The organism is Georgenia subflava (assembly GCF_009193155.1).
In the GTDB taxonomy this organism is placed as follows: domain Bacteria; phylum Actinomycetota; class Actinomycetes; order Actinomycetales; family Actinomycetaceae; genus Georgenia; species Georgenia subflava.
Window position 1 is genome coordinate 86178 of sequence record NZ_VUKD01000005.1, and the last position, 19579, is coordinate 105756.

General features: G+C 73.5%; 17 protein-coding genes. 5 read left to right on the plus strand and 12 right to left on the minus strand.

What is annotated here, in order from left to right:
* Positions 1–14 precede the first annotated feature (14 nt).
* Genes treS through glgB form a run of 3 tightly spaced genes read left to right on the plus strand, consistent with a single transcriptional unit; the run spans position 15 to position 5679 of the window.
* Positions 15–2015, plus strand: coding sequence for a maltose alpha-D-glucosyltransferase (gene treS, locus GD748_RS16340; RefSeq protein ID WP_226921549.1), 2001 nt, complete (start codon positions 15–17; stop codon positions 2013–2015).
* A complete protein-coding gene (locus GD748_RS16345; RefSeq protein ID WP_152196309.1) occupies positions 2015–3397 on the plus strand; it encodes a maltokinase N-terminal cap-like domain-containing protein in 1383 nt (460 codons plus the stop codon). Before treS ends, GD748_RS16345 begins: the two co-directional genes overlap by 1 nt.
* A 50-nt stretch (positions 3398–3447) precedes the next feature.
* Entirely contained in the window at positions 3448–5679 is a 2232-nt protein-coding gene (gene glgB / locus GD748_RS16350; protein WP_152196310.1) for a 1,4-alpha-glucan branching protein GlgB, read from the plus strand.
* A 168-nt stretch (positions 5680–5847) separates the two neighbouring features.
* On the opposite strand, the gene GD748_RS16355 is transcribed toward glgB, so the two are convergent.
* The 3 genes from GD748_RS16355 to GD748_RS16365 form a co-directional block, all read right to left on the minus strand.
* Positions 5848–6795 (minus strand): tetratricopeptide repeat protein, encoded by a 948-nt coding sequence (locus tag GD748_RS16355; RefSeq protein WP_226921489.1) that lies wholly within the window; start codon positions 6793–6795, stop codon positions 5848–5850.
* 78 nt (positions 6796–6873) lie between these two features.
* Positions 6874–7896, minus strand: a complete 1023-nt coding sequence (locus tag GD748_RS16360; protein WP_152196311.1) for a hypothetical protein — start codon at positions 7894–7896, stop codon at positions 6874–6876.
* Positions 7893–9410, minus strand: a complete 1518-nt coding sequence (locus GD748_RS16365; protein ID WP_152196312.1) for a hypothetical protein — start codon at positions 9408–9410, stop codon at positions 7893–7895. The genes GD748_RS16360 and GD748_RS16365 overlap by 4 nt, the downstream gene beginning before the upstream one ends.
* A 188-nt stretch (positions 9411–9598) precedes the next feature.
* On the opposite strand from GD748_RS16365, the gene GD748_RS16370 reads away from it, so the two are divergent.
* Positions 9599–11302: a hypothetical protein gene (locus tag GD748_RS16370; RefSeq protein ID WP_152196313.1), complete on the plus strand. Its 1704-nt coding sequence runs from the start codon at positions 9599–9601 to the stop codon at positions 11300–11302.
* 1 nt (position 11303) lies between these two features.
* On the opposite strand, the gene GD748_RS16375 is transcribed toward GD748_RS16370, so the two are convergent.
* Positions 11304–11801: a GNAT family N-acetyltransferase gene (locus GD748_RS16375; protein WP_152196314.1), complete on the minus strand. Its 498-nt coding sequence runs from the start codon at positions 11799–11801 to the stop codon at positions 11304–11306.
* A gap of 32 nt (positions 11802–11833) precedes the next feature.
* Between GD748_RS16375 and GD748_RS16380 the strand changes: the two genes are divergently transcribed.
* Entirely contained in the window at positions 11834–12265 is a 432-nt protein-coding gene (locus tag GD748_RS16380; RefSeq protein ID WP_152196315.1) for a hypothetical protein, read from the plus strand.
* Between the two features lie 15 nt (positions 12266–12280).
* On the opposite strand, the gene GD748_RS16385 is transcribed toward GD748_RS16380, so the two are convergent.
* The 8 genes from GD748_RS16385 to atpD all read right to left on the minus strand — a co-directional run bounded on the left by GD748_RS16385 (position 12281) and on the right by atpD (position 19571).
* Positions 12281–13087 (minus strand): alpha/beta fold hydrolase, encoded by an 807-nt coding sequence (locus GD748_RS16385; RefSeq protein WP_152196316.1) that lies wholly within the window; start codon positions 13085–13087, stop codon positions 12281–12283.
* Between the two features lie 73 nt (positions 13088–13160).
* On the minus strand, positions 13161–13472 hold the full coding sequence (locus tag GD748_RS16390) for a hypothetical protein (protein ID WP_152196317.1): 312 nt from the start codon (positions 13470–13472) through the stop codon (positions 13161–13163).
* A 214-nt stretch (positions 13473–13686) separates the two neighbouring features.
* Entirely contained in the window at positions 13687–15096 is a 1410-nt protein-coding gene (locus GD748_RS16395; protein WP_152196318.1) for a GH1 family beta-glucosidase, read from the minus strand.
* The gene (locus GD748_RS16400) at positions 15093–16316 is read right to left on the minus strand and encodes an N-acetylglucosamine-6-phosphate deacetylase (protein WP_152196472.1); all 1224 of its coding nucleotides are present in this window, start codon (positions 16314–16316) and stop codon (positions 15093–15095) included. Before GD748_RS16400 ends, GD748_RS16395 begins: the two co-directional genes overlap by 4 nt.
* Positions 16317–16544: 228 nt before the next feature.
* Positions 16545–17240 carry an endonuclease NucS gene (gene nucS, locus GD748_RS16405; protein WP_152196319.1) on the minus strand — a complete coding sequence of 232 codons (696 nt, stop codon included), beginning with the start codon at positions 17238–17240 and terminating at the stop codon, positions 16545–16547.
* 137 nt (positions 17241–17377) lie between these two features.
* Entirely contained in the window at positions 17378–17794 is a 417-nt protein-coding gene (locus GD748_RS16410) for a DUF2550 family protein (RefSeq protein ID WP_152196320.1), read from the minus strand.
* Between the two features lie 9 nt (positions 17795–17803).
* Positions 17804–18076, minus strand: coding sequence for a F0F1 ATP synthase subunit epsilon (locus tag GD748_RS16415; protein WP_152196321.1), 273 nt, complete (start codon positions 18074–18076; stop codon positions 17804–17806).
* 28 nt (positions 18077–18104) lie between these two features.
* Entirely contained in the window at positions 18105–19571 is a 1467-nt protein-coding gene (gene atpD / locus GD748_RS16420) for a F0F1 ATP synthase subunit beta (RefSeq protein ID WP_152196322.1), read from the minus strand.
* Positions 19572–19579: the final 8 nt, after the last annotated feature.

Genomic DNA, 19579 nt, shown 5'->3' on the forward strand with positions numbered 1-19579 from the left:
CGCCCGCCGGTGCCCTGCCGCCGCGGGTCGAGCCCGTCAAGCACCTCGACCGCGCCGACCGGCCGGGCCTGACCGAGGACCCGGACTGGTACAAGAAGGCCGTCTTCTACCAGGTGCTGCTGCGGGCCTTCCACGACTCGCGCGGCTCGGGCACCGGCGACCTGCGCGGCCTGATCGACCGGCTGGACTACCTGCAGTGGCTCGGTGTCGACTGCCTCTGGGTGCCGCCGTTCTACCCCTCGCCGCTGCGTGACGGCGGGTACGACGTCTCCGACTACACCGCCGTGGCGTCGGAGTACGGCACCATCGAGGACTTCCAGGAGCTGATGGTCCAGGCCCACGCGCGCGGCATCCGCGTGATCGTGGACCTGGTGATGAACCACACCAGCGACCAGCACCCGTGGTTCCAGGCCTCGCGCTCGAACCCCGAGGGGCCCTACGGCGACTTCTACGTGTGGTCCGACACCACCGAGCGGTACCAGGACGCGCGCATCATCTTCGTCGACACCGAGACCTCGAACTGGACGTTCGACCCGGTGCGCCGGCAGTACTTCTGGCACCGGTTCTTCTCCCACCAGCCGGACCTGAACTTCGAGAACCCGGCGGTCACCGAGGCGATCCACGACGTGGTGCGCTTCTGGTGCCGGCTCGGGGTGGACGGCTTCCGTCTCGACGCCGTGCCGTACCTCTTCGAGGAGGAGGGCACCAACTGCGAGAACCTCCCCCGCACCCACGAGTTCCTCGCCGACGTGCGCGCCCTGGTCGACCGGGAGTTCCCCGGCACCGTCATGCTCGCCGAGGCGAACCAGTGGCCCGAGGACGTCGTGGAGTACTACGGCACCGAGGAGCGCCCCGAGTGCCACATGTGCTTCCACTTCCCCGTCATGCCGCGGCTGTACTACGCCCTGCGCGAGCAGCGCGCCCGGGCGATCCGCGACATCCTCGCCGACACGCCGCCGATCCCGGCGGGCGCGCAGTGGGGCACGTTCCTGCGCAACCACGACGAGCTGACGCTGGAGATGGTCTCCACCGAGGAGCGTGCCGCCATGTACGGCTGGTACGCCGAGGACCCGCGGATGCGCGCCAACGTCGGCATCCGCCGTCGCCTCGCTCCCCTGCTGGGCAACTCCCGCGCGGAGATCGAGCTCGCGCACGCCCTGCTGCTCTCGCTGCCCGGCTCGCCGACCCTGTACTACGGCGACGAGATCGGGATGGGCGACAACATCTGGCTGCCCGACCGCGACGCGGTGCGCACCCCGATGCAGTGGACCCCGGACCGCAACGCCGGCTTCTCCACGGCCGACCCCGGCAAGCTCTACCTGCCGGTGGTGCAGTCCCTGGTCAACCACTACGCCGCGATCAACGTCGAGGCCCAGCTGGCCACCCCGACGTCGCTGCTGCACTGGGTCCGCGGCATCCTGGACGTGCGCCGGCAGCACCCCGTCTTCGGTGACGGCGACTTCGTCCCGCTGCACGTGGACAACGAGGCGGTCCTGGCGTTCACCCGGTCCAACGCGCAGGAGACCGTGCTGTGCGTGATGAACCTGGCCAACACGCCGCGTGCGGCGGCGGTGCGCCTGCCCGGCCACGCCGGCGCCCACCTGACCGACGTCTTCGGCGGCGCCCGGTTCCCCGCCGTCTCCGCCGACGGGACCGTCTCGATCACCCTCGGCTCGCGGGACTTCTTCTGGCTGGTCGTCTCGCGCCCGGAGGACACCGACGACGCGCCCCTGACGGGCATGCCCGCCGCGGTCCGGCCCGACGCCGAGGAGGCGCCGGCCGGGGCGGTGACCCCGGTGAGCCCCGCCCACCCGGCCGGCGAGCACGCCCACGTGCGACCGGAGCACTACCACGTGCCCTCCTCGACGTCGGCACCGCGCGCACCCGCGATCCCGCACGGGTCGGGCTCGCACGCGCCGGACGCCACCGCCGGACCGTCCCCCGAGGTCCCGGCCGCACCGTGGACGGGGCTGGGCCGCCACTCCGACCCGGTGGCACCCACCCCGGAGTCCTGATGCCCACCGTCGACCCGCCGTTCACGACCTTCCTTCCACCCTGGCTCGCCACGCAGCGGTGGTACACCGGCAAGGGCCGCACGCCCGAGCTGGCGCGGGTCGGCGGGCTGCGGCTGCAGGACCCGGCCGGCGAGGTCGGCATCGAGGTGTGGCTGCTGCGCGACACCTCCGGCCCCGTGCCGGTCCTCTACCAGGTCCCGCTGACCTACCGGGGCGCCCCGGTGGACGGTCTCGAGCACGCCCTCGTCGCCACCGCCACCCACTCCGAGCTCGGCCCGCGCTGGGTCTACGACGGCTGCCACGACCCCGTCGGCGCCGCCGCCCTGCTCGATGCGGTCACCGGCGAGCGCGAGCTGGCCGCGGACGGCCCGCCCGGCACCGGCCGTGCCCGCGGCCACCGGGCCGGCCTCCTGCCCGCGCTGCGCGTGCGCGGCTCGAGCGTGCTGCGCGGCGAGCAGTCGAACACCTCGATCATCGTCGACGCCGTGGACGCCGACGACCCCGCCACCGCCCGCCCGGTGATCCTCAAGGTCTTCCGTGTGCTGCACCCGGGCCGCAACCCCGACGTCGAGGTCCAGCAGGCGTTGGCGCTGGCCGGCAGCCCGCACGTGCCCACGCCGCTCGGCGACGTCCTGGGGCAGTGGCCCGACGGCGGGCACCAGGTCGAGGGGCATCTCGCCTTCGCCCAGGAGTTCCTCCCCGGGGTCCAGGACGCCTGGCGCGTCGCGCTCGCGGCGCTGGCGGCGGGCGAGGACCTCGGCCCGCGGGCCCGCGCGCTGGGCGAGGCGACCGCCGAGGTCCACGCCACGCTCGCCGCCGTCCTGCCGACCTCCCGCGCCGAGGAGTCCTCGCGCACGACGGCGCTGGCCACCTGGCGGGCCCGGTACGCCGACGCCTGCGCCGAGGTGCCGGCGCTGTCCGCCCGCGCCGCCGAGGTGCAGGCGGTCCTGGCGGCCGGGGCCGAGGCCGGCTGGCCCCTGCTCCAGCGCATCCACGGCGACTACCACCTCGGCCAGGTGATCGACGCCCCGGGGCGCGGCTGGGTGCTGCTGGACTTCGAGGGCGAGCCGCTGCGTCCGCTGGCCGAACGGACCCTGCCGGACCTGCCGCAGCGCGACGTCGCCGGCATGCTCCGCTCGTTCGACTACGCCGCCGCCTCCGTGCCCGGTGCGGCCGACGCGCCCGGCTGGGCGGCCCGGGCGCGCGCGGCATTCCTGGACGGCTACGCCCACCTGTCCCGGCAGGACCCGCGCGCCGAGCCGGCGCTCCTGCGCGCCCTCGAGCTCGACAAGGCGCTGTACGAGGTGGTCTACGAGGCCCGCAACCGTCCCGACTGGCTGCCGATCCCGCTCGCCGGCGTGGACCGGCTGCTCGGCGCCTGACCTCCCGCTTCGACCCGCACTCCGACCCGCCTGATGGAAGAGTGGACCACATGGATAGCGAACACCCCGAGACCACCACCGGCTCCGCCGCACGTCCCGGCCCCTCCGCCGTCCCGGTCGACGTCCACCTCCTCAACGAGGTCGCGTACGGCCGTCACCACGACCCGCACTCGGTCCTCGGCGCCCACCCCGGCAACGGCGGCGTCACCGTCCGCACCGTGCGCCACCTGGCCGACGCCGTCGCGATCGTCACCGCCCACGAGACCTACCCGGCCACGCACGAGCACGAGGGCGTGTGGGTCGCCGTCCTGCCCGGCGACCAGGTGCCGGACTACCGCGTCCGGGTGACCTACGGCCACGACAGCCACGTGGTCGACGACCCGTACCGCTTCCTGCCGACCGTCGGCGAGATGGACCAGTACCTCATCGGCGAGGGCCGGCACGAGGAGCTGTGGTCGACGCTGGGCGCCCACGTGCGCCGCTTCCCCGGCGAGCTGGGCGAGGTGCACGGCGTCAGCTTCGCCGTCTGGGCCCCCAACGCCCGGGCGGTGCGGGTCGTGGGTGACTTCAACTCCTGGGACGGCTCCGGCACGGCCATGCGCTCGCTCGGCGCCTCCGGCGTCTGGGAGCTCTTCCTGCCCGGGATCGGCGCCGGCGCGCGGTACAAGTTCGAGATCGGCTACCGCGACGGCTCCTGGCACCAGAAGGCCGACCCGATGGCCCGGCAGACCGAGGTGCCGCCCGCGACCGCCTCCGTCGTCGAGGAGTCGACGTACTCCTGGCAGGACGACGCCTGGCTCGAGCGCCGGGCGGCCGGCGACCCGCACGGCGGGCCGATGAGCGTCTACGAGGTCCACCTCGGCTCGTGGCGGCCCGGGCTGAGCTACCGCGAGCTCGCCGAGCAGCTCGTCGCCCACGTGCGCGACCTCGGCTTCACCCACGTCGAGCTCATGCCGGTGGCCGAGCACCCGTTCGGTGGCTCGTGGGGCTACCAGGTCACCTCCTACTACGCACCGAGCGCACGGTTCGGCACCCCGGACGAGTTCCGGCACCTGGTGGACGCCCTCCACCGCGCCGGCATCGGCGTGATCGTCGACTGGGTCCCCGCCCACTTCCCCAAGGACGCGTGGGCGCTCGCCCGCTTCGACGGCACCGCCCTGTACGAGGACCCGGACCCCATGCGCGGGGAGCACCAGGACTGGGGCACCTACGTCTTCAACTTCGGCCGGCGCGAGGTCCGCAACTTCCTCGTCGCCAACGCCGTCTACTGGCTCCAGGAGTTCCACATCGACGGGCTGCGCGTGGACGCCGTCGCCTCGATGCTCTACCTCGACTACTCCCGCCAGCCCGGCCAGTGGCGGCCGAACGCGCGGGGCGGCCGGGAGAACCTCGAGGCCATCAGCTTCCTGCAGGAGACCAACGCCACCGCGTACCGCCGCGTCCCGGGCGTGATGATGATCGCCGAGGAGTCGACCGCCTTCCCGGGCGTGACGGCCCCGACGTCGGTCGGCGGGCTCGGTTTCGGCCTGAAGTGGAACATGGGCTGGATGAACGACACGCTCCGCTACCTCGCGGAGGAGCCGATCAACCGCCGCTACCACCACGGCGAGCTGACCTTCTCGCTCGTGTACGCGTTCTCCGAGCAGTTCGTGCTGCCGCTCAGCCACGACGAGGTCGTGCACGGCAAGGGGTCGCTGCTCACCAAGATGCCCGGCGACCGGTGGCAGCAGCTCGCCGGCGTCCGCGCCCTCCTGGCGTACCAGTGGTCGCACCCCGGCAAGCAGCTGTTGTTCATGGGCCAGGAGTTCGCCCAGGAGGGCGAGTGGGACGAGGGCCGCGGCCTGGACTGGTGGCACCTGGACGACCCGGCCCACGCCGGCGTCGCCGCCCTGGTCAACCGCCTCAACGAGGTGTACGTCTCGCACCCGGCGCTGTGGTCGGACGACTTCTCCCACACCGGCTTCGAGTGGATCGAGGCCGGCGACGGCGACCACAACGTCGTCAGCTACATCCGTCGCGGCAAGGACGGCGGGATCGTGGTGTGCGTCGTCAACTTCGCCGGCACCCCCCACGAGGGCTACCGCGTCGGGCTGCCGAGCGACGGGGCCTGGACCGAGCTGGTCAACACCGACGCCGCCGAGTACGGCGGATCCGGCGTCGGCAACCTGGGCCGCGTCGTCGCCGAGAAGGTGAGCTGGAACGGCCGGCCGGCCTCGGTGCAGCTGCGCGTGCCGCCGCTGGGCGCCGTGTGGCTGGTGCCCGAGGAGCCCGCGGCGGACTGACCGGCACGCATCGACCGTTTCCGAGACAGGAACCCTGCCCACGAGGCCGGGCCGGTCCTTCGTCCGCCGAGGCCGGGCCGGTCCCTCGTCCGCCGAGACCTGCTGCTACAACCACAGGTCTGGGGTGGCAACTGCCGGTTTCGGCGAGCCGGCGATCCGACCGGGTAGTCAGTACAGCGCGCTGGCCAGCTGGCGGCGCGCGGGTGCGACGTCGGGGTGGGTCGGGCCGGCGATCTCGAACAGGTCGAGCAGACGCAGGCGAGCCTGCTCGCGCTCGTCCCCGGCGGTGGCGCGCACGAGCGCGAGCAGCCGCGTGAAGGCCGCGCCGAACTGCCCGGTGGTGGCCTCGACGTCCGCCGCCGCGAGCTGTGCCGCCACGTCGGTCGGGGTGGCGTCGGCGCGGGCCAGGACCTCCTCGGGGTCGTCCTGGTCGACCCGGCGGATGAGCTGGACCTGCAGCAGCGCCGCGTGCGCCTCGGCGTCGCGCGGGTTCTCCTTCACCGCCCTGGTGTACGCGGACTCCGCCGCCTCGAGGTCGCCCCGCTCGATCGCCTCGAGGGCCTCGGCGTGCAGGGGCGGCAGCGGCGGCTCCTCCGGTACCTCCGGCGCCTCGGGCTCGTCCTCACCGGCGACGACGCCCGTCACCCCGTTCTGGGCGGCGACCTTCAGCACCTCGTCGAGCACCTGACGGATCTGCTGCTCCGGGTACGCCCCCTGGAAGAGCGGGACGGGCTGGCCGCCGATGAGGGCGATCACGGTGGGCACGGACTGGACCTGGAACGCGGCGGCGATCTGAGGGTTGGCGTCGACGTCGACCTTGGCGAGCTGGAAACGCCCGCCGTACTCGCGGACCAGCTTCTCCAGCACCGGCGTCAGCGTGGCCGAGGCGTCCGAGCGCGGTGAGGCGAGGTCCACGAGCACCGGGACCTGGGTGGACCGCTGCACGGTCTCGCCGAAGGTCGCCTCGGTGACGTCGACGACCAACGGGCCCGGCACGGTGGCGCCCGGTGCCGTCGGCTGCCCGGCGGCACCCGGTGCGCCTGCGCCCGCCGGCGGGCTCGCCGCGAGCCCGGAGAGGTCGACGGCGCCGTAGAGGTTCATCGGGGGCTGACTCATCACTGTCCTTCGTCGTCCTGGTTCCGGCATCCGACCTTACGCCGGATCCGCCGCGCGTCGCTCTGGTCCTGGGTCGGGCTACTCCTCGGCGGGCGCCGAGGAGTCGTCGCGGGTGACCTCGACGAGCACGGTCGTGGCGCCGAGGGCCTGGATCGTGGTGTCCTCGGCGTCGGCGGGGGGCACGTAGAAAGCCACCAGCACGTCCGAGATGCCGGTGACCGAGCCACGCACCTCCGTGTCGTCGCCCAGCAGCGCGCCGATCGCCCCGCCGGCCCGCAGCTCCGAACCCGCGACGGTCTTCTGGAACGTCAGCTCCGAGCGGAGCTCACCCATGACGATCGCACCACCGTCCGCGGTAGCGATCGACACCGGCCCGTCGTCCCCGACCTCGGCCGACAGGGTGGCGTCACCGGCCGCCTGGACCGCCTCGTCGAGCTCCGCCGTCGTGGAGAGCAGGCTGTCCCGGTACGGGTCCGCCGCGAACTGGGGGGCGAACTCGCTCCCGGTGTCATTGATCGTGGCCACGAACCGTTCGACGACCTCGGTGGGGGTGGCGACCAGCGTGTCCGCATCGGGCGCGACGACGGCCGAGCCCGCCTCGGGGTGGGTCAGCGCGGGGGTCTGGACGCCGGGGAAGAGCTGGACCCATCCCCAGAGCTTGTACTGCTCGCGCGGCTCCGGCTGCACCAAGGTCACCAGCAGGGGCAGGTTCGCTCCCTCAGGCATCTCGGTGATGGCCATGGCAATGCGCGGGAAGTCCGCCGTGGCGCTGACCGCCTGCACCTGGGGGGCGGTCGTGATCGGCTCAGGCACCGCCTCGCCGTCGGTCGCCTCCGCCAGCCGGTACTCGCCGGAACGCAGGTCGAGCGCCGGGCCGGTCACCCGGGTGCTGAGCACCTCCGGGTCGCGGGCCTCGTCCCCGGCGCTGATCGCCTCGGCCACCTCCTGCAGCACCCGGTCGAAGCGGGCCTCGTCGAGAGCCGGCGGCGGGGTCTCGGCGACAGGGTCCGGGTCGGGCTGCGGCACCTCGGTGCTGCAGCCGGCCAGGAGGGCCAGCGCGAGGGCGACGCCGGCCGCGGCACTCGTCCGTCGCGCCCTCATCGCGGCTCCTCGCTCTCGTCGGCGCTGCGGTCCCGGTCGCCGAATCCCCACATGCTGCGCCAGTTCGGTGCCTCCTTCTCGTCCTCGGTCTGCACGGTCTCGTCGGTGCCGTCTGCGGCCGGCTCCTCCTCGAGGCCGTCGGCGTCGGCGACCCACTGCGCGTCCTCCTCCGGCGTCCTCCGGCCGGCCGGTCCGTCGGCGCCCGTCGTGGCGATGTCCTCGCCCCGTGGGCCCTCGGCGCCGACCTCGACCGGCTCCCGGGCGGTGCGGTACTCCGACGCCCGGATCGAGGCCGGCACGATGCCGGCGCCACGGGTCACACCCGCGGCCTCCCGGTCCGCGTCGCCGGCCGTCCCGGCTCCCGCGCCCGTGGGCTCGTCCGCACCCGAGCCGTCCTCGGTCCCACCCGGGACCGTCGTCGCCGCGGCGGGCGTCCCGCCACCCGCGTCACCGGGCAGGAACGCCGGCTCCGGCCGGCGGGTGGCATCGTCCGCGGGTGCAGGCACCGGCACGTCGCGGCCGACCCGAAGCTCCGACGCCCGGGGGGACCCGGGCACGATGCCGGCGCCGCGCGCCGCGCCGGCAGCCCGCACGTCACCGTTCTCGTCCTCGGCCACCACGGGGATCTCGCCCGTCACGGCGCCACGGCGGCCACGGGTGCGGGCGGCGGCCTTCTCACGCTCGCGCAGCTCGCGCCGCGTCAGGCGGCCGGTGCCGGAGGGGGCGTCGGCTCCCAGGGCCGGCAGCACGGTGGTCTCCTCGGCGTCGCCGTCCGCGCGCCGTCTGGCACGCTCGGCGGCGACCACCTGCCGACGGCGCGTCTCGCGCTCGGTGAGCACCTCCAGGGCCAGCAGCGCCAGCCCCGCGAGCAGGAGCACCGCGCCCACGATGAGGCCCGGCACCAGCCACGGCGTCCGCACGTCGACGGGCCACGTGAGCGAGACCGTCGGCGCCGGCGTCGTGCCGTCGGTGGCGGCCAGCAGGCTCCACCGGCCGTCGGCGCCCTCCCACTCGATCTCGGCGTTGCCGGTGCCCGTCTGCTCCACGACCCACAGGTCCGACCCCGCGGGGTTCGGCAGCGCGGCAGGAGCCTCGTCCGCCGGCTCGGTGGTCGCCGTGGACTCCGCGGTGGCCTCGTCCGCCGGCTCGCCCGTCGCCTCGCCCGTCGGTGGCTCGGTGGGCTCCGCCTCGACGTCGGTGACCTCGAGCTCGTCCCACGAGGCGAGTCCGGTGATGCGGCTGTGCGGGTCGGATCCGAGCCACGCCTCGACGTCCTGGGTCCGGGCCACGACGAGCGTGACTGGCTGGTCGTCGTCGGCCGTGGCGGTGATCGTCACCTCGTCGGCGACGGCGTCGAGCACACCCGGGTCGGAGACGAGCACGGCCGCCTCCGGCCGGGGCGTCGTGAGGGTCGCGGTGTCCGTCGGGCGCCAGAGCGTGGCCGAGGCGATGGCCGCCAGGATGGCGATCAGGCCCAGCACGACGAGCGCGACGGCGATGATCCGTCGTGTCACGTGGGTGGAGGTCCTCCCGTTCGGGGATGCCGTGGGGGGTGCGGCATCGTCAGCTGGTCAGGATACGGCGCAGCGGCCCGCGGCGCTTCCTCGCGTGCGCCCAGGCCCTCTCCGGCGCGGCACGGTCCGCGTGGTTACCCTGGTCGACGGCGCGGGTCGTCCGCGCGGTACGGACCCCAGGAGGACACGTGAGCGACGAGCGCCCCACCTTCCCGGTCGTCATGCGTGGCTACGACCGCGCCCAGGTGGACCAGCAGCTGCACGGCCTCCAGACGGCGCTCGCCGAGGCGCGTCGAGAGGTCGCCGCCCTGGACGCGCGGAACCTGAAGATCGGCGGGGAGCTCTCCGAGGCTCGCCAGCGTCTGAGGGAGAACGAGCGCCCGTCGTACGCCGGGCTGGGATCACGCGTCGAGCGACTGCTGCGCTCCGCCGAGGAGCAGGCCTTCGACGTCGTCAACCGTGCCAACGCCGACGCGCGGCAGACCCTCGAGAGGGCCGAGACGGCCGCGCGCAGCCTCACCGAGCGGGCGGAGCAGGAGGCGGCCCGCATCCTCGCCGACGCCCGGCGGGAGGCGGAGCAGCTGACCAGCGGACCGCGCGCGGCGGCGGAGACGACGTTGCAGAACGCCCAGCGTCGGGCCGAGGAGTTGGTCGCCTCGGCCGAACGTGAGGTGGCCCGGCTGACCAGCACGGTCGACGCGGACGTCAGCGAGCGGCGGGCCGGCCTGGAGCGCGAGCTGGGCCTCATGCGGGCACTCGCCGAGAAGGAGACGACGGAGCTGCGCACCCGCACCGAGAACGAGGTGGTGCACCTGCGCGCGTCCGCGGAGCAGGAGGCCCACGACGCCCACGCCACCGCGGTCGCGCAGACCGCGGGGCTCGTCGCCGACGCGGAGAAGCGGGCCGCGACGGCGGAACACCGGCTCACCGAGGCGCTGAGGCGCACCGAGCAGCAGCTGGTCGAGACGGACGCCACTGTCCGCAGTCGCCTCGAGGCCGCCCATGCCGAGGCCGAAGAGCTGGTCGAGAACGCCAGGACGGAGGCCGAGCGGCTGCGCACGGAGGCGCAGGCCGCCGCGGAGGCCGAGCGCTCCACGGTCCAGCGGCAGGTCGAGGAGCTGGTCGGCCAGCGCGAGTCGATCGCCGCCTACCTGGAGGACATGCGCGAGCTGCTCGCGGCCCGCGAGCTGCCCGGTACGGAGACGGAGACCGCTGCCGCCGCTCGTTCCGCCGATGCCGTGGCGACCGACGCCGGCACCGACGCGACTACCGACGGTGTCGCCGAGGCAGGGGCGACGGAGACACCCGAGCCCGAAGCAGAGCCCACGCAGACAGCCAAGCCCGAAGCAGAGCCCACGCAGACAGCCAAGCCCGAAGCAGAGCCCACGCAGACAGCCAAGCCGGAGGCCGATGCGACGGAGACCGCGGACGTGGAGCCGACCGAGACAACCAAGGCGGATCCGGCGACCGCGGAGACGGCGGAACCTGGGCCGACGGAGACAGCCGAGGCGGACCCGGCGACCGCGGAGACAGCGGAACCTGAGCCGACGGAGACACCCGAGGCGGAGCCGGCGACGGCGAACGTGGCCGGTCCCGGCGTGGAGAGCGACACGACTGACCCGTCCCTCGAGGCTCTCGCGAGCCGTGGCGAGCCCGAGAAGGGTGGTCCGACCGAGACGGCACCGCAGCGTGCAGAGACCGAGCCGGCACGGCAGAACCAGCAGCCCGAGCCGGCACAACAACGTGACAAGACCGAACCGGCACGACAGAACCTGCAGCCGGAGCGGGCACGCCAGCCCCGGACCGCCAAGGGCTCCGGCCGACCAGCCAGGCCGGCACCCCGGTCTGGAGGGCAGGGCAGGAAGCCGCAGCCGCCTACCAAGAAGGGCTGACTCAGCGCACCATGCGCAGCTCGGTCAGATGCCCTTGGGCAGCCGTCTGGCGCGTGGCGCCGTCCAGCTCGAACCCCAGGTCGCGGTAGAAGTCCTGAGCGCGCACGTTCCCCTCCTCGACCCACAGGAAGCAGGGAGCGTCGCCGATGGCGAGCTGGACCAGGTTGTGGCCGGTGCCGTGTCCCTGCTCGGCTGCGAGGACGTAGAGCAGGCGCAGCTCGAGCGGACGCACGTTGCCGGCCCCCGGTGCCTCGGCCCGCGCGAGGCCGACGGGCTCCCCGTCCCGGTGCGCGACCCAGGTGGTGGGAGCGTCGGGGTCTGAGAGCATCTCCTCCCAGACGGCGGTCCCGTGCTCGGCTCGGTCGACGTAGACGGCCTCGGGGATCTTGGCCCCGTAGGTCTCGCGCCATCCCTGCAGGTGGACCGCGGCGAGGGCTGCGGCGTCGAGGACGGTGGCTGGACGGATACGGGCAGCGGGTAGCGGCGAGGTGGTGGGCACGGCGTCCAGGGTAGGACGTCTACTCTGGCTCGGTGAGCGGGAGCAGCTGGTCCGAGCAGCGACGAGACGCGGCCGAGGAACGCGCCGAGCTCCTCGCCCGCCGGCAACGGTCGGAGACCGCCCGTGCCGCCGCCCTGCTCCAGCGCTTCGCCACCGCTGCCCGGGAGGCACGTCTGCCGACCGAGCACCTTCGGGTGCAGGGCTACGGCGGCCGGGGCTCCGCCCGTGGCGACAAGCTGGGGTGGTACCTGCGCGGTGACTGCACCGTCGCGGTGGGGGCCGACGGCGAGTTCTACGTGCTCACCGCCTCGCTCGGCCTCATGGACCGGCTGCGTGGCGTCACCCTGCACCCCTCCGAGCCGCCGCTGGTGATCGGGGCGGGCGGCAAGGACGGCGACTCGCTGTCGCTGGCCGCTGCGCTCGAGCGGCTGCTACCCGGCTGGGACGCGGAGCAGCCCCGGTGACAGGCCGGTGGCCGATCAGCGGCAGCGGGCGTGGAGTGCCCGAAGCGCGTCGGCCACCTGGTCCGGTGCCTCGAGGGCGCTCATGTGACCAGACCGCGGTACGACGACGACCTCGACGTCGGAAAGCGCCTCGGCCATCGCGTTGAGGGCGGACTGCGGGCTCATGCCGTCCTCGGCGCCGCGCAGCACCAGAGCAGGCACGTCGAGGTCCTCGAGCGCGGCGGTACGGTCCGGCCGGACGGCCATGGCGCGCTGCGCCCAGGCGATGCCGACCGGCGGCGCCTCGCCGAGGAGGGCGCGCATGCGCTCGACCAGCTCGGGCCGCTGGGCGTGGGTCGTCTCGCCGAGAACCTGGTCGACCATCGGTGCGACCGCCTCAGAACCGGCGTCCCCCGCAGCCGCCTCGGCGACGCGAAGCCGGTTGGCGCGTGCGGCGTCGTCGTCTGCCGATGCCTTCGTGTCGAGCAGACCGATCCCAGCCAGCAGGCTGCGGTGGCGCTCGGCGAGCGCTAGCGCGGCGTAGCCGCCCATCGACAGACCTGCGACGACCGCCCGCTCCACCCCCGTCGAGCGGAGGGAGTCGACAACCGCTGCGGCGTAGGTCTCGAGCGCCGGTTCCGTCGGCCGCCCGAGCCGCTCGGCGACCGCCAGGGGCGTCGGTGATCCACCGAAGCCGGGGGCGTCGAGCGTGATGACGTCAAGCTCCGGGAGAAGAGCGACGACCTCGTCCCACATCCTCGAGTCCAGGGGGAACGCGTGCAGGAGCACCAGGGGCAGCCCGCCGGGCTCGCCGTGACGGGTCAGGGACAGAACTGGGGTCATGCGCCGAGCATGGCACGCGACGGCGGCAGCGTCACCACATCAGACGATCACGGCCCCAGCGGGGTTCGCGGCTTCAGCGGGTGGGACGACGCCGGTCCCGAGCGCGCCAGCACGCGCTGTGCCAGTGCCGCCGGTCGTCCACGGCCGCCTGCGCGCCGAGCAGGTGCTCGGCCGGCCAGGCCACCACATGGGCCGTGCCCGGGGCGATGAGCTGGTCGCAGCCGGGGCATCGGTACGACTTCTCGGACCCGCGCACCTGCCGGACGGTATAGCTCTCGCCGTCGCTGCCGGTCTCGGTGCGCGCCATCCCCCGCAGGCGCTCCGGATCCAGCGGCACGTGCCCGTCGCTGTAGGGACGGCGGCGGGAGCGGCGGGAGGACGGCATGTCCCCATTGTCGCCGAGCCGGCCCGCCACAGTAGGACCGGTCGATCGGCTGGGCTGGTCGATCGACACGACCGGTCGATCGACAGGACCGGTCGGATCGGGAGGACCGCACGATCCGCAGGACCGGCCGGTCGGGAGGGCCGCACGATCCGCAGGAACCTGCCACGACGTCCGCGGAACTGGCTCGCGGTCCGCCGTCGCAGCATCGGAGCGGTCAGGCGTCGGGAAGCTGTCCGGTGCGCACGAGCTCGGCGTACCACCGGGCGGAGCTCTTGGGCGTGCGCTGCTGGGTGTCGTAGTCGACCCGGATGATGCCGAACCGCTTGGCGTACCCGTAGGCCCACTCGAAGTTGTCCAGGAGGGACCACACGAAGTAGCCGCGCACGTCGGCGCCGTCCTCCATCGCCCGGGCGACGGCGCCGAGGTGCGCGCGGAGGTAGTCCACCCGACTCGGGTCGTCGACCTCGCCGTCGGGGCCGACCTCGTCCTCGAAGGCCGCACCGTTCTCGGTCACCATCAGCGGCAGCCCGTCGTAGGCGTTGTCGAGGGCGGTGAGCAGCTCGTAGAGGCCCTCGGGCTCGATGTTCCACCCCATCGCCGTGAGCGGGCCGGCGGGGTCGAGGAACTCGACGTCGTCCAGCGCCACCCACGGGCTCGCCGCCCCGGCCCCGTGCCCGCCGGACCCGCCACCCGTCTCGCCCGCTCGGCGGTGGCGCACGTAGTTGGTCGAGTAGTAGTTCACGCCGAGGATGTCGACGCGCTGGCGGATCAGACCGAGGTCGCCGGGCAGCACGAACGACCAGTCGGTGATCCGCGCGGTGAGCTCGCGCAGCTCGACCGGGTAGGACCCGTCGAGCAGCGGACCGAGGAAGACGTGGTTGCCCACCAGGTTCACGCGGTGGGCGGCCTCCAGGTCGGCCGAGCTCTCCGGGTCCGCCGGCCGGGTCACGTGCAGGTTCAGGGTGATCGAGACATTCGTCTCCTCGCCGAGCTCGGCGCGGATCGCCGCCCCGGCCAGGCCGTGCGCGAGGTTGAGGTGGTGGGCCGCCGTCAGCGCGGCGGCGGGGTCGCTCCGGCCTGGTGCATGCACACCCGAGGCGTACCCCAGGTAGGCCGTGCACCACGGCTCGTTCAGCGTCGTCCAGACCTCTACCCGGTCTCCGAGCGCGCGGGCCATCGCACGGGCGTAGTCCGCGAAGGCGTAGGCCGTGTCCCGGTTCGTCCAGCCGCCGGCGTCCTCGAGCTCCTGGGGCAGGTCCCAGTGGTACAGCGTGACGACCGGGTTGATGCCCTCCGCGATCAGGGCGTCGAGCAGCTCGCGGTAGAAGGCGACGCCCTCCGCGTTGAGCTCGCCCGTCCCGCCGGGCTGGACCCGCGGCCACGAGATCGACAGCCGGTAGCTGTCCAGGCCGAGCTCGACCATGAGCGCGACGTCCTCGCGCCACCGGTGGTAGTGGTCCGCGGCGACGTCGCCGGTGTGCCCCTCGAAGGTCCGGCCCGGCGTCCGGGAGAACGTGTCCCAGATCGACGGCCCGCGCCCGCCCTCCGTGGCGGCTCCCTCGATCTGGTACGCCGCGGTGGCGGCGCCCCACACGAAGGACTCGGGAAAGGTTCGCGGGCTCACCGGGTGACCTCCTGGCCGTGGCGGACGACGTGGACGGGGTGCAGCGCGGCATCGGTGACGACGACGTCCGCGCGGCCGCCGGCGACCAGGGCGCCGGCCTCGGCGGCGCCGAGCACGGCGGCTGGGCCCGCCGAGGCCATGTAGACCGCGTCGACCAGCGGGACACCGCCGGCGACGGTCGTGCGAACGACGTCGAGGAGGTGCGCCGTCCCGCCGGCGATCGAGTCGCCGTAGGTGAGCCGGGCGACGCCGTCGGCCACCGTGACCTCCTGGGGCCCGAGGCGGTAGGAGCCGTCGGGCATCCCGGCGGCGGCCATGGCGTCGGTGACGAGCACGGCGTTCTCCCGCCCGACCAGCTCGTACACCTCACGCACGGTCGCCGGGTCGAGGTGGGTGCCGTCCCCGATGAGCTCGACGACGACGTCCCCGCGGCGGGCGGCTGCGAGGCACTCGCCGATGGGTCCCGGGTCGCGGTGGTGCCAGGGGTGCATGCCGTTGAACAGATGCGTCACCGTCGGGCGCGCCGAGCGGGCACCGACGGCCTCCGCGAGCTGCGCGCGCGACTCCGCCAGCGCTTGGCGGGTCTCGGCGGGACCGGCGTCGGTGTGGCCCCACGACGGCAGCGCGCCGCCGGCCACGAGCCGCGCGGCGACTCCGTCGTCACCGACGCTGCCGGGCAGCTCGGGCGCCAGCGTCATGGTGGCGACGTGCCCCCGCCCGAGCTCGAGGAGCGCGTCGGTCAGCGCCGGGTCCGGGTCGAGGATGTGCTCCGGGTCCTGCGCGCCGCAGCGCACGACGGACAGGAACGGCCCCTCGAGGTGGATCCCGGCGATCTCCCCCGCGTCGGCGAGGTCGGCGAGGATCCGCACGCCCGCGCGCAGCGCCGCGGGCGGGGCGGCGACCAGGGAGGCGACCAGCGAGGTGGTCCCGTGGCGGCGGTGCTCGTCGACCGCGTGCTGCGCCGCCGCGGCGTCCTCGGCGTCGGGGAAGGACGCGCCGCCGCCGCCGTGGCAGTGCAGGTCGACCAGGCCGGGGAGGACGTAGCGCCCGTCGTCGGGCCGCGGCGTGCGCGCGACGACGTCGCCGTGCCCGGCCGCGGCCGCGTCCGACGCCGTCCCGACCCAGTCGATGGTCGCGCCGTCGAGCACCACCACGCCGTCCTCGATCACCGTCTCCGGCGTGACGACCCGTCCGCGAAGCGCCTGTGCCTGCCCAGTCATGGCCTCCATCCAACACCCTGCGACGGCATCGGGCCGAAACCTGTCCCGGCGGGCCGGGCAGCGGCTCCCGACCGCGTGGCGTTCACGGACGACGGCGGGGATCGCCGTCGACCGGTCGACGGCGGAGCTCACCTCCTGACCGGTCGACCTTGCTACCGACCGGCCAGCGGGAAGGGTTCGTACCGAATGCCGGTACGAACCGTTCGGTCAGAATGAGCGGGAGTCCACTCAGAACAGTCGGGAGTCCACGTCGTCGAGCCCGCGCATGGCGTCGTAGTCGAGCACCACGCAGCGGATGCCCCGGTCCGTGGCCAGCACCCGGGCCTGCGGCTTGATCTCCTGCGCGGCGAATACGCCCTGCACCGGCGCGAGCAGCGGGTCACGGTTCAGGAGCTCGAGGTACCGGGTCAGCTGCTCGACGCCGTCGATGTCGCCGCGGCGCTTGATCTCCACGGCCACCGAGGTGCCGGCCGGCCCCTTGGCCATGATGTCGACCGGGCCGATCGCGGTGGGGTACTCGCGGCGGACGAGCTGGTGCCCCGGGCCGAGCAGGTCGATCTGCTCGGCGAGCAGCTTCTGCAGGTGTGCCTCGACGCCGTCCTTGACGAGCCCGGGGTCGACGCCGAGCTCCACGGAGTTGTCGGCGAGAACGTCGTGCACGCGCACCACGAGCCGGTCGTCGGTCTTGGCGTTCTGGACGGTCCAGACCTCACGGACACCGGCGTCCGCGTCGGCCCCCTCCGGCTCGGCCACGACGAGCCGGCAGGGCGGGCTCATCCAGTTCAGCGGCTTGTAGGACCCGCCGTCCGAGTGCACGAGCACGGAGCCGTCGGCCTTGACCATCAGCAGCCGTGTGGCGAGCGGCAGGTGCGCGTCCAGGCGGCCGGAGTAGTCGACGGAGCAGGTGGCGATGACGACACGCACGGGACAGGGTCATCCTCTCGATCGGGTCGGGGACGCTCATCCCCTGGTCTGCGACGGCGGCTGGCGGCCGTCGCCTGTCAGCCTCACCCCGCCGTCACATCGACTGGTCTGCAACGGCGGACTCGCCGTTTGCTCTGTCAGCCCCACCTGCGCGGGTCGCGCGGCGGAGCCGCCTCCAGCCAGCTCACCAGGCCGGAGTAGGCGGTGGCCACCATGGCGAGCTCGAACTCCTCACCGCGGTGGCGGCACCTGGCCTCGACGACCTGGTCGGCGCTCCCGCGTCGCACCCGGTCGACGATCACCAGGTCCTGCTGGACGAAGCTGCGGCTGGGCCGCATCCGCAGCGAGACGAGCCGGTACCAGTCGATGCGACCGACACCGTAGACCGCGAGCCCGCTCGTCCAGTCACGCTGCCCGGCCGGCCGACGCGCGCACTCGAAGGAACCGATCCGACGGCCCAGCCGCCGCACCCGTACCGCGAACAGCACGAGCCCGACGACCAGGACGAGCACGAGGGCGGACGCCGCTACCCAGCCGGCACCCGCCCCCGTCAAACGACGTCCCTAGTTCGAGCCGGGACGGCGCGTACCGGCGCTGTCGACGACGATCGTGACGGCGTCCTCGTCCACGGACACGAAGCCCTCGGCCACGTCGAGCTCGACCACGGAACCGGACTCGGGGGTCACGCGTACCGTGCCCGGCCGCAGCACCGCGAGGAGCGGCTGGTGCCCCGTCATGATCCCCAGGTCGCCGTTCGCGGCGGGGACGACGACGCTCGTCGCGTCCCCGCGCCACAGCTGGGCGGTCGTCGAGACCACGTCCACTGTCATCGCCATGTGGTGCTCCTCCTGCTCAGCAGCCGGCTCAGCGCAGCTCGGACTGGATCTTCGACCAGGCGCGCTCGAGGTCCTCGATGCCACCGATGTTGAAGAAGGCCTGCTCGGGCACGTGGTCGTACTCGCCGTCGGCGATGCGCTTGAACGCCTCGACGGTCTCCGCCACGGGCACGGTCGAGCCCTCGACACCGGTGAACTTCACGGCGGTGTAGGTGTTCTGCGAGAGGAACTGCTCGATCCGGCGCGCACGGGCGACGGTGACCTTGTCCTCCTCGGAGAGCTCGTCGACACCGAGGATCGCGATGATGTCCTGCAGCTCCTTGTTCTTCTGCAGGATCGACTTCACCCGGGTCGCCACGTCGTAGTGCTCCTGGCCCACGTACTGCGGGTCGAGGATGCGCGAGGTCGACGCCAGCGGGTCCACGGCCGGGTACAGGCCGCGCGAGGCGATGTCGCGGGAGAGCTCCGTCGTCGCGTCCAGGTGCGCGAACGTCGTCGCCGGTGCCGGGTCGGTGTAGTCGTCCGCGGGCACGTAGATCGCCTGCAGCGAGGTGATGGAGTGACCACGCGTGGAGGTGATGCGCTCCTGCAGCTGGCCCATCTCGTCGGCCAGGTTGGGCTGGTAGCCCACGGCCGAGGGCATGCGGCCCAGCAGCGTGGAGACCTCGGAACCGGCCTGGGTGAAGCGGAAGATGTTGTCGATGAAGAGCAGCACCTCCTGCTTCATGACGTCACGGAAGTACTCCGCCATCGTCAGGGCGGACAGGGCGACGCGCAGACGCACGCCCGGCGGCTCGTCCATCTGGCCGAAGACGAGCGCGGTCTTGTCGAAGACGCCCGCGTCCTCCATCTCGGCGATGAGGTCGTTGCCCTCACGGGTGCGCTCACCGACGCCGGCGAACACGGACACGCCGCCGTGGTCCTGCGCCACGCGCTGGATCATCTCCTGGATCAGCACCGTCTTGCCGACCCCGGCGCCGCCGAACAGGCCGATCTTCCCGCCCTGCACGTAGGGGGTGAGCAGGTCGATGACCTTGATGCCGGTCTCGAACATCTGGGTGCGGGACTCGAGCTGGTCGAAGCGCGGCGGCTCGCGGTGGATGGGCCAGCGCTCGGTGATCTCGAGCTCCTCGCCCTCGGCGAGGTTGAGCACCTCACCGGTCACGTTGAACACGTGGCCCTTGGTCACGTCGCCCACCGGCACGGAGATGGGGGCGCCGGTGTCGGTGACCTTGCCGCCGCGGACCAGGCCGTCGGTCGGCTTCAGGGCGATGGCGCGCACCAGGTTGTCGCCGAGGTGCTGGGCGACCTCGAGGGTCATGGTCGACGAGCCGCCGGCGTCCTCACCGAGGGAGACCTCGGTGGTGAGGGCGTTGTACATCTCGGGGATGGCGTCCGGCGGGAACTCGATGTCCACGACGGGACCCGTCACCCGGGAGATCCGGCCGACGCCGGGTCCGCCGGTCTTCGGCGTTTCGGTGGCAGTGGCAGTCATTTGTTCTT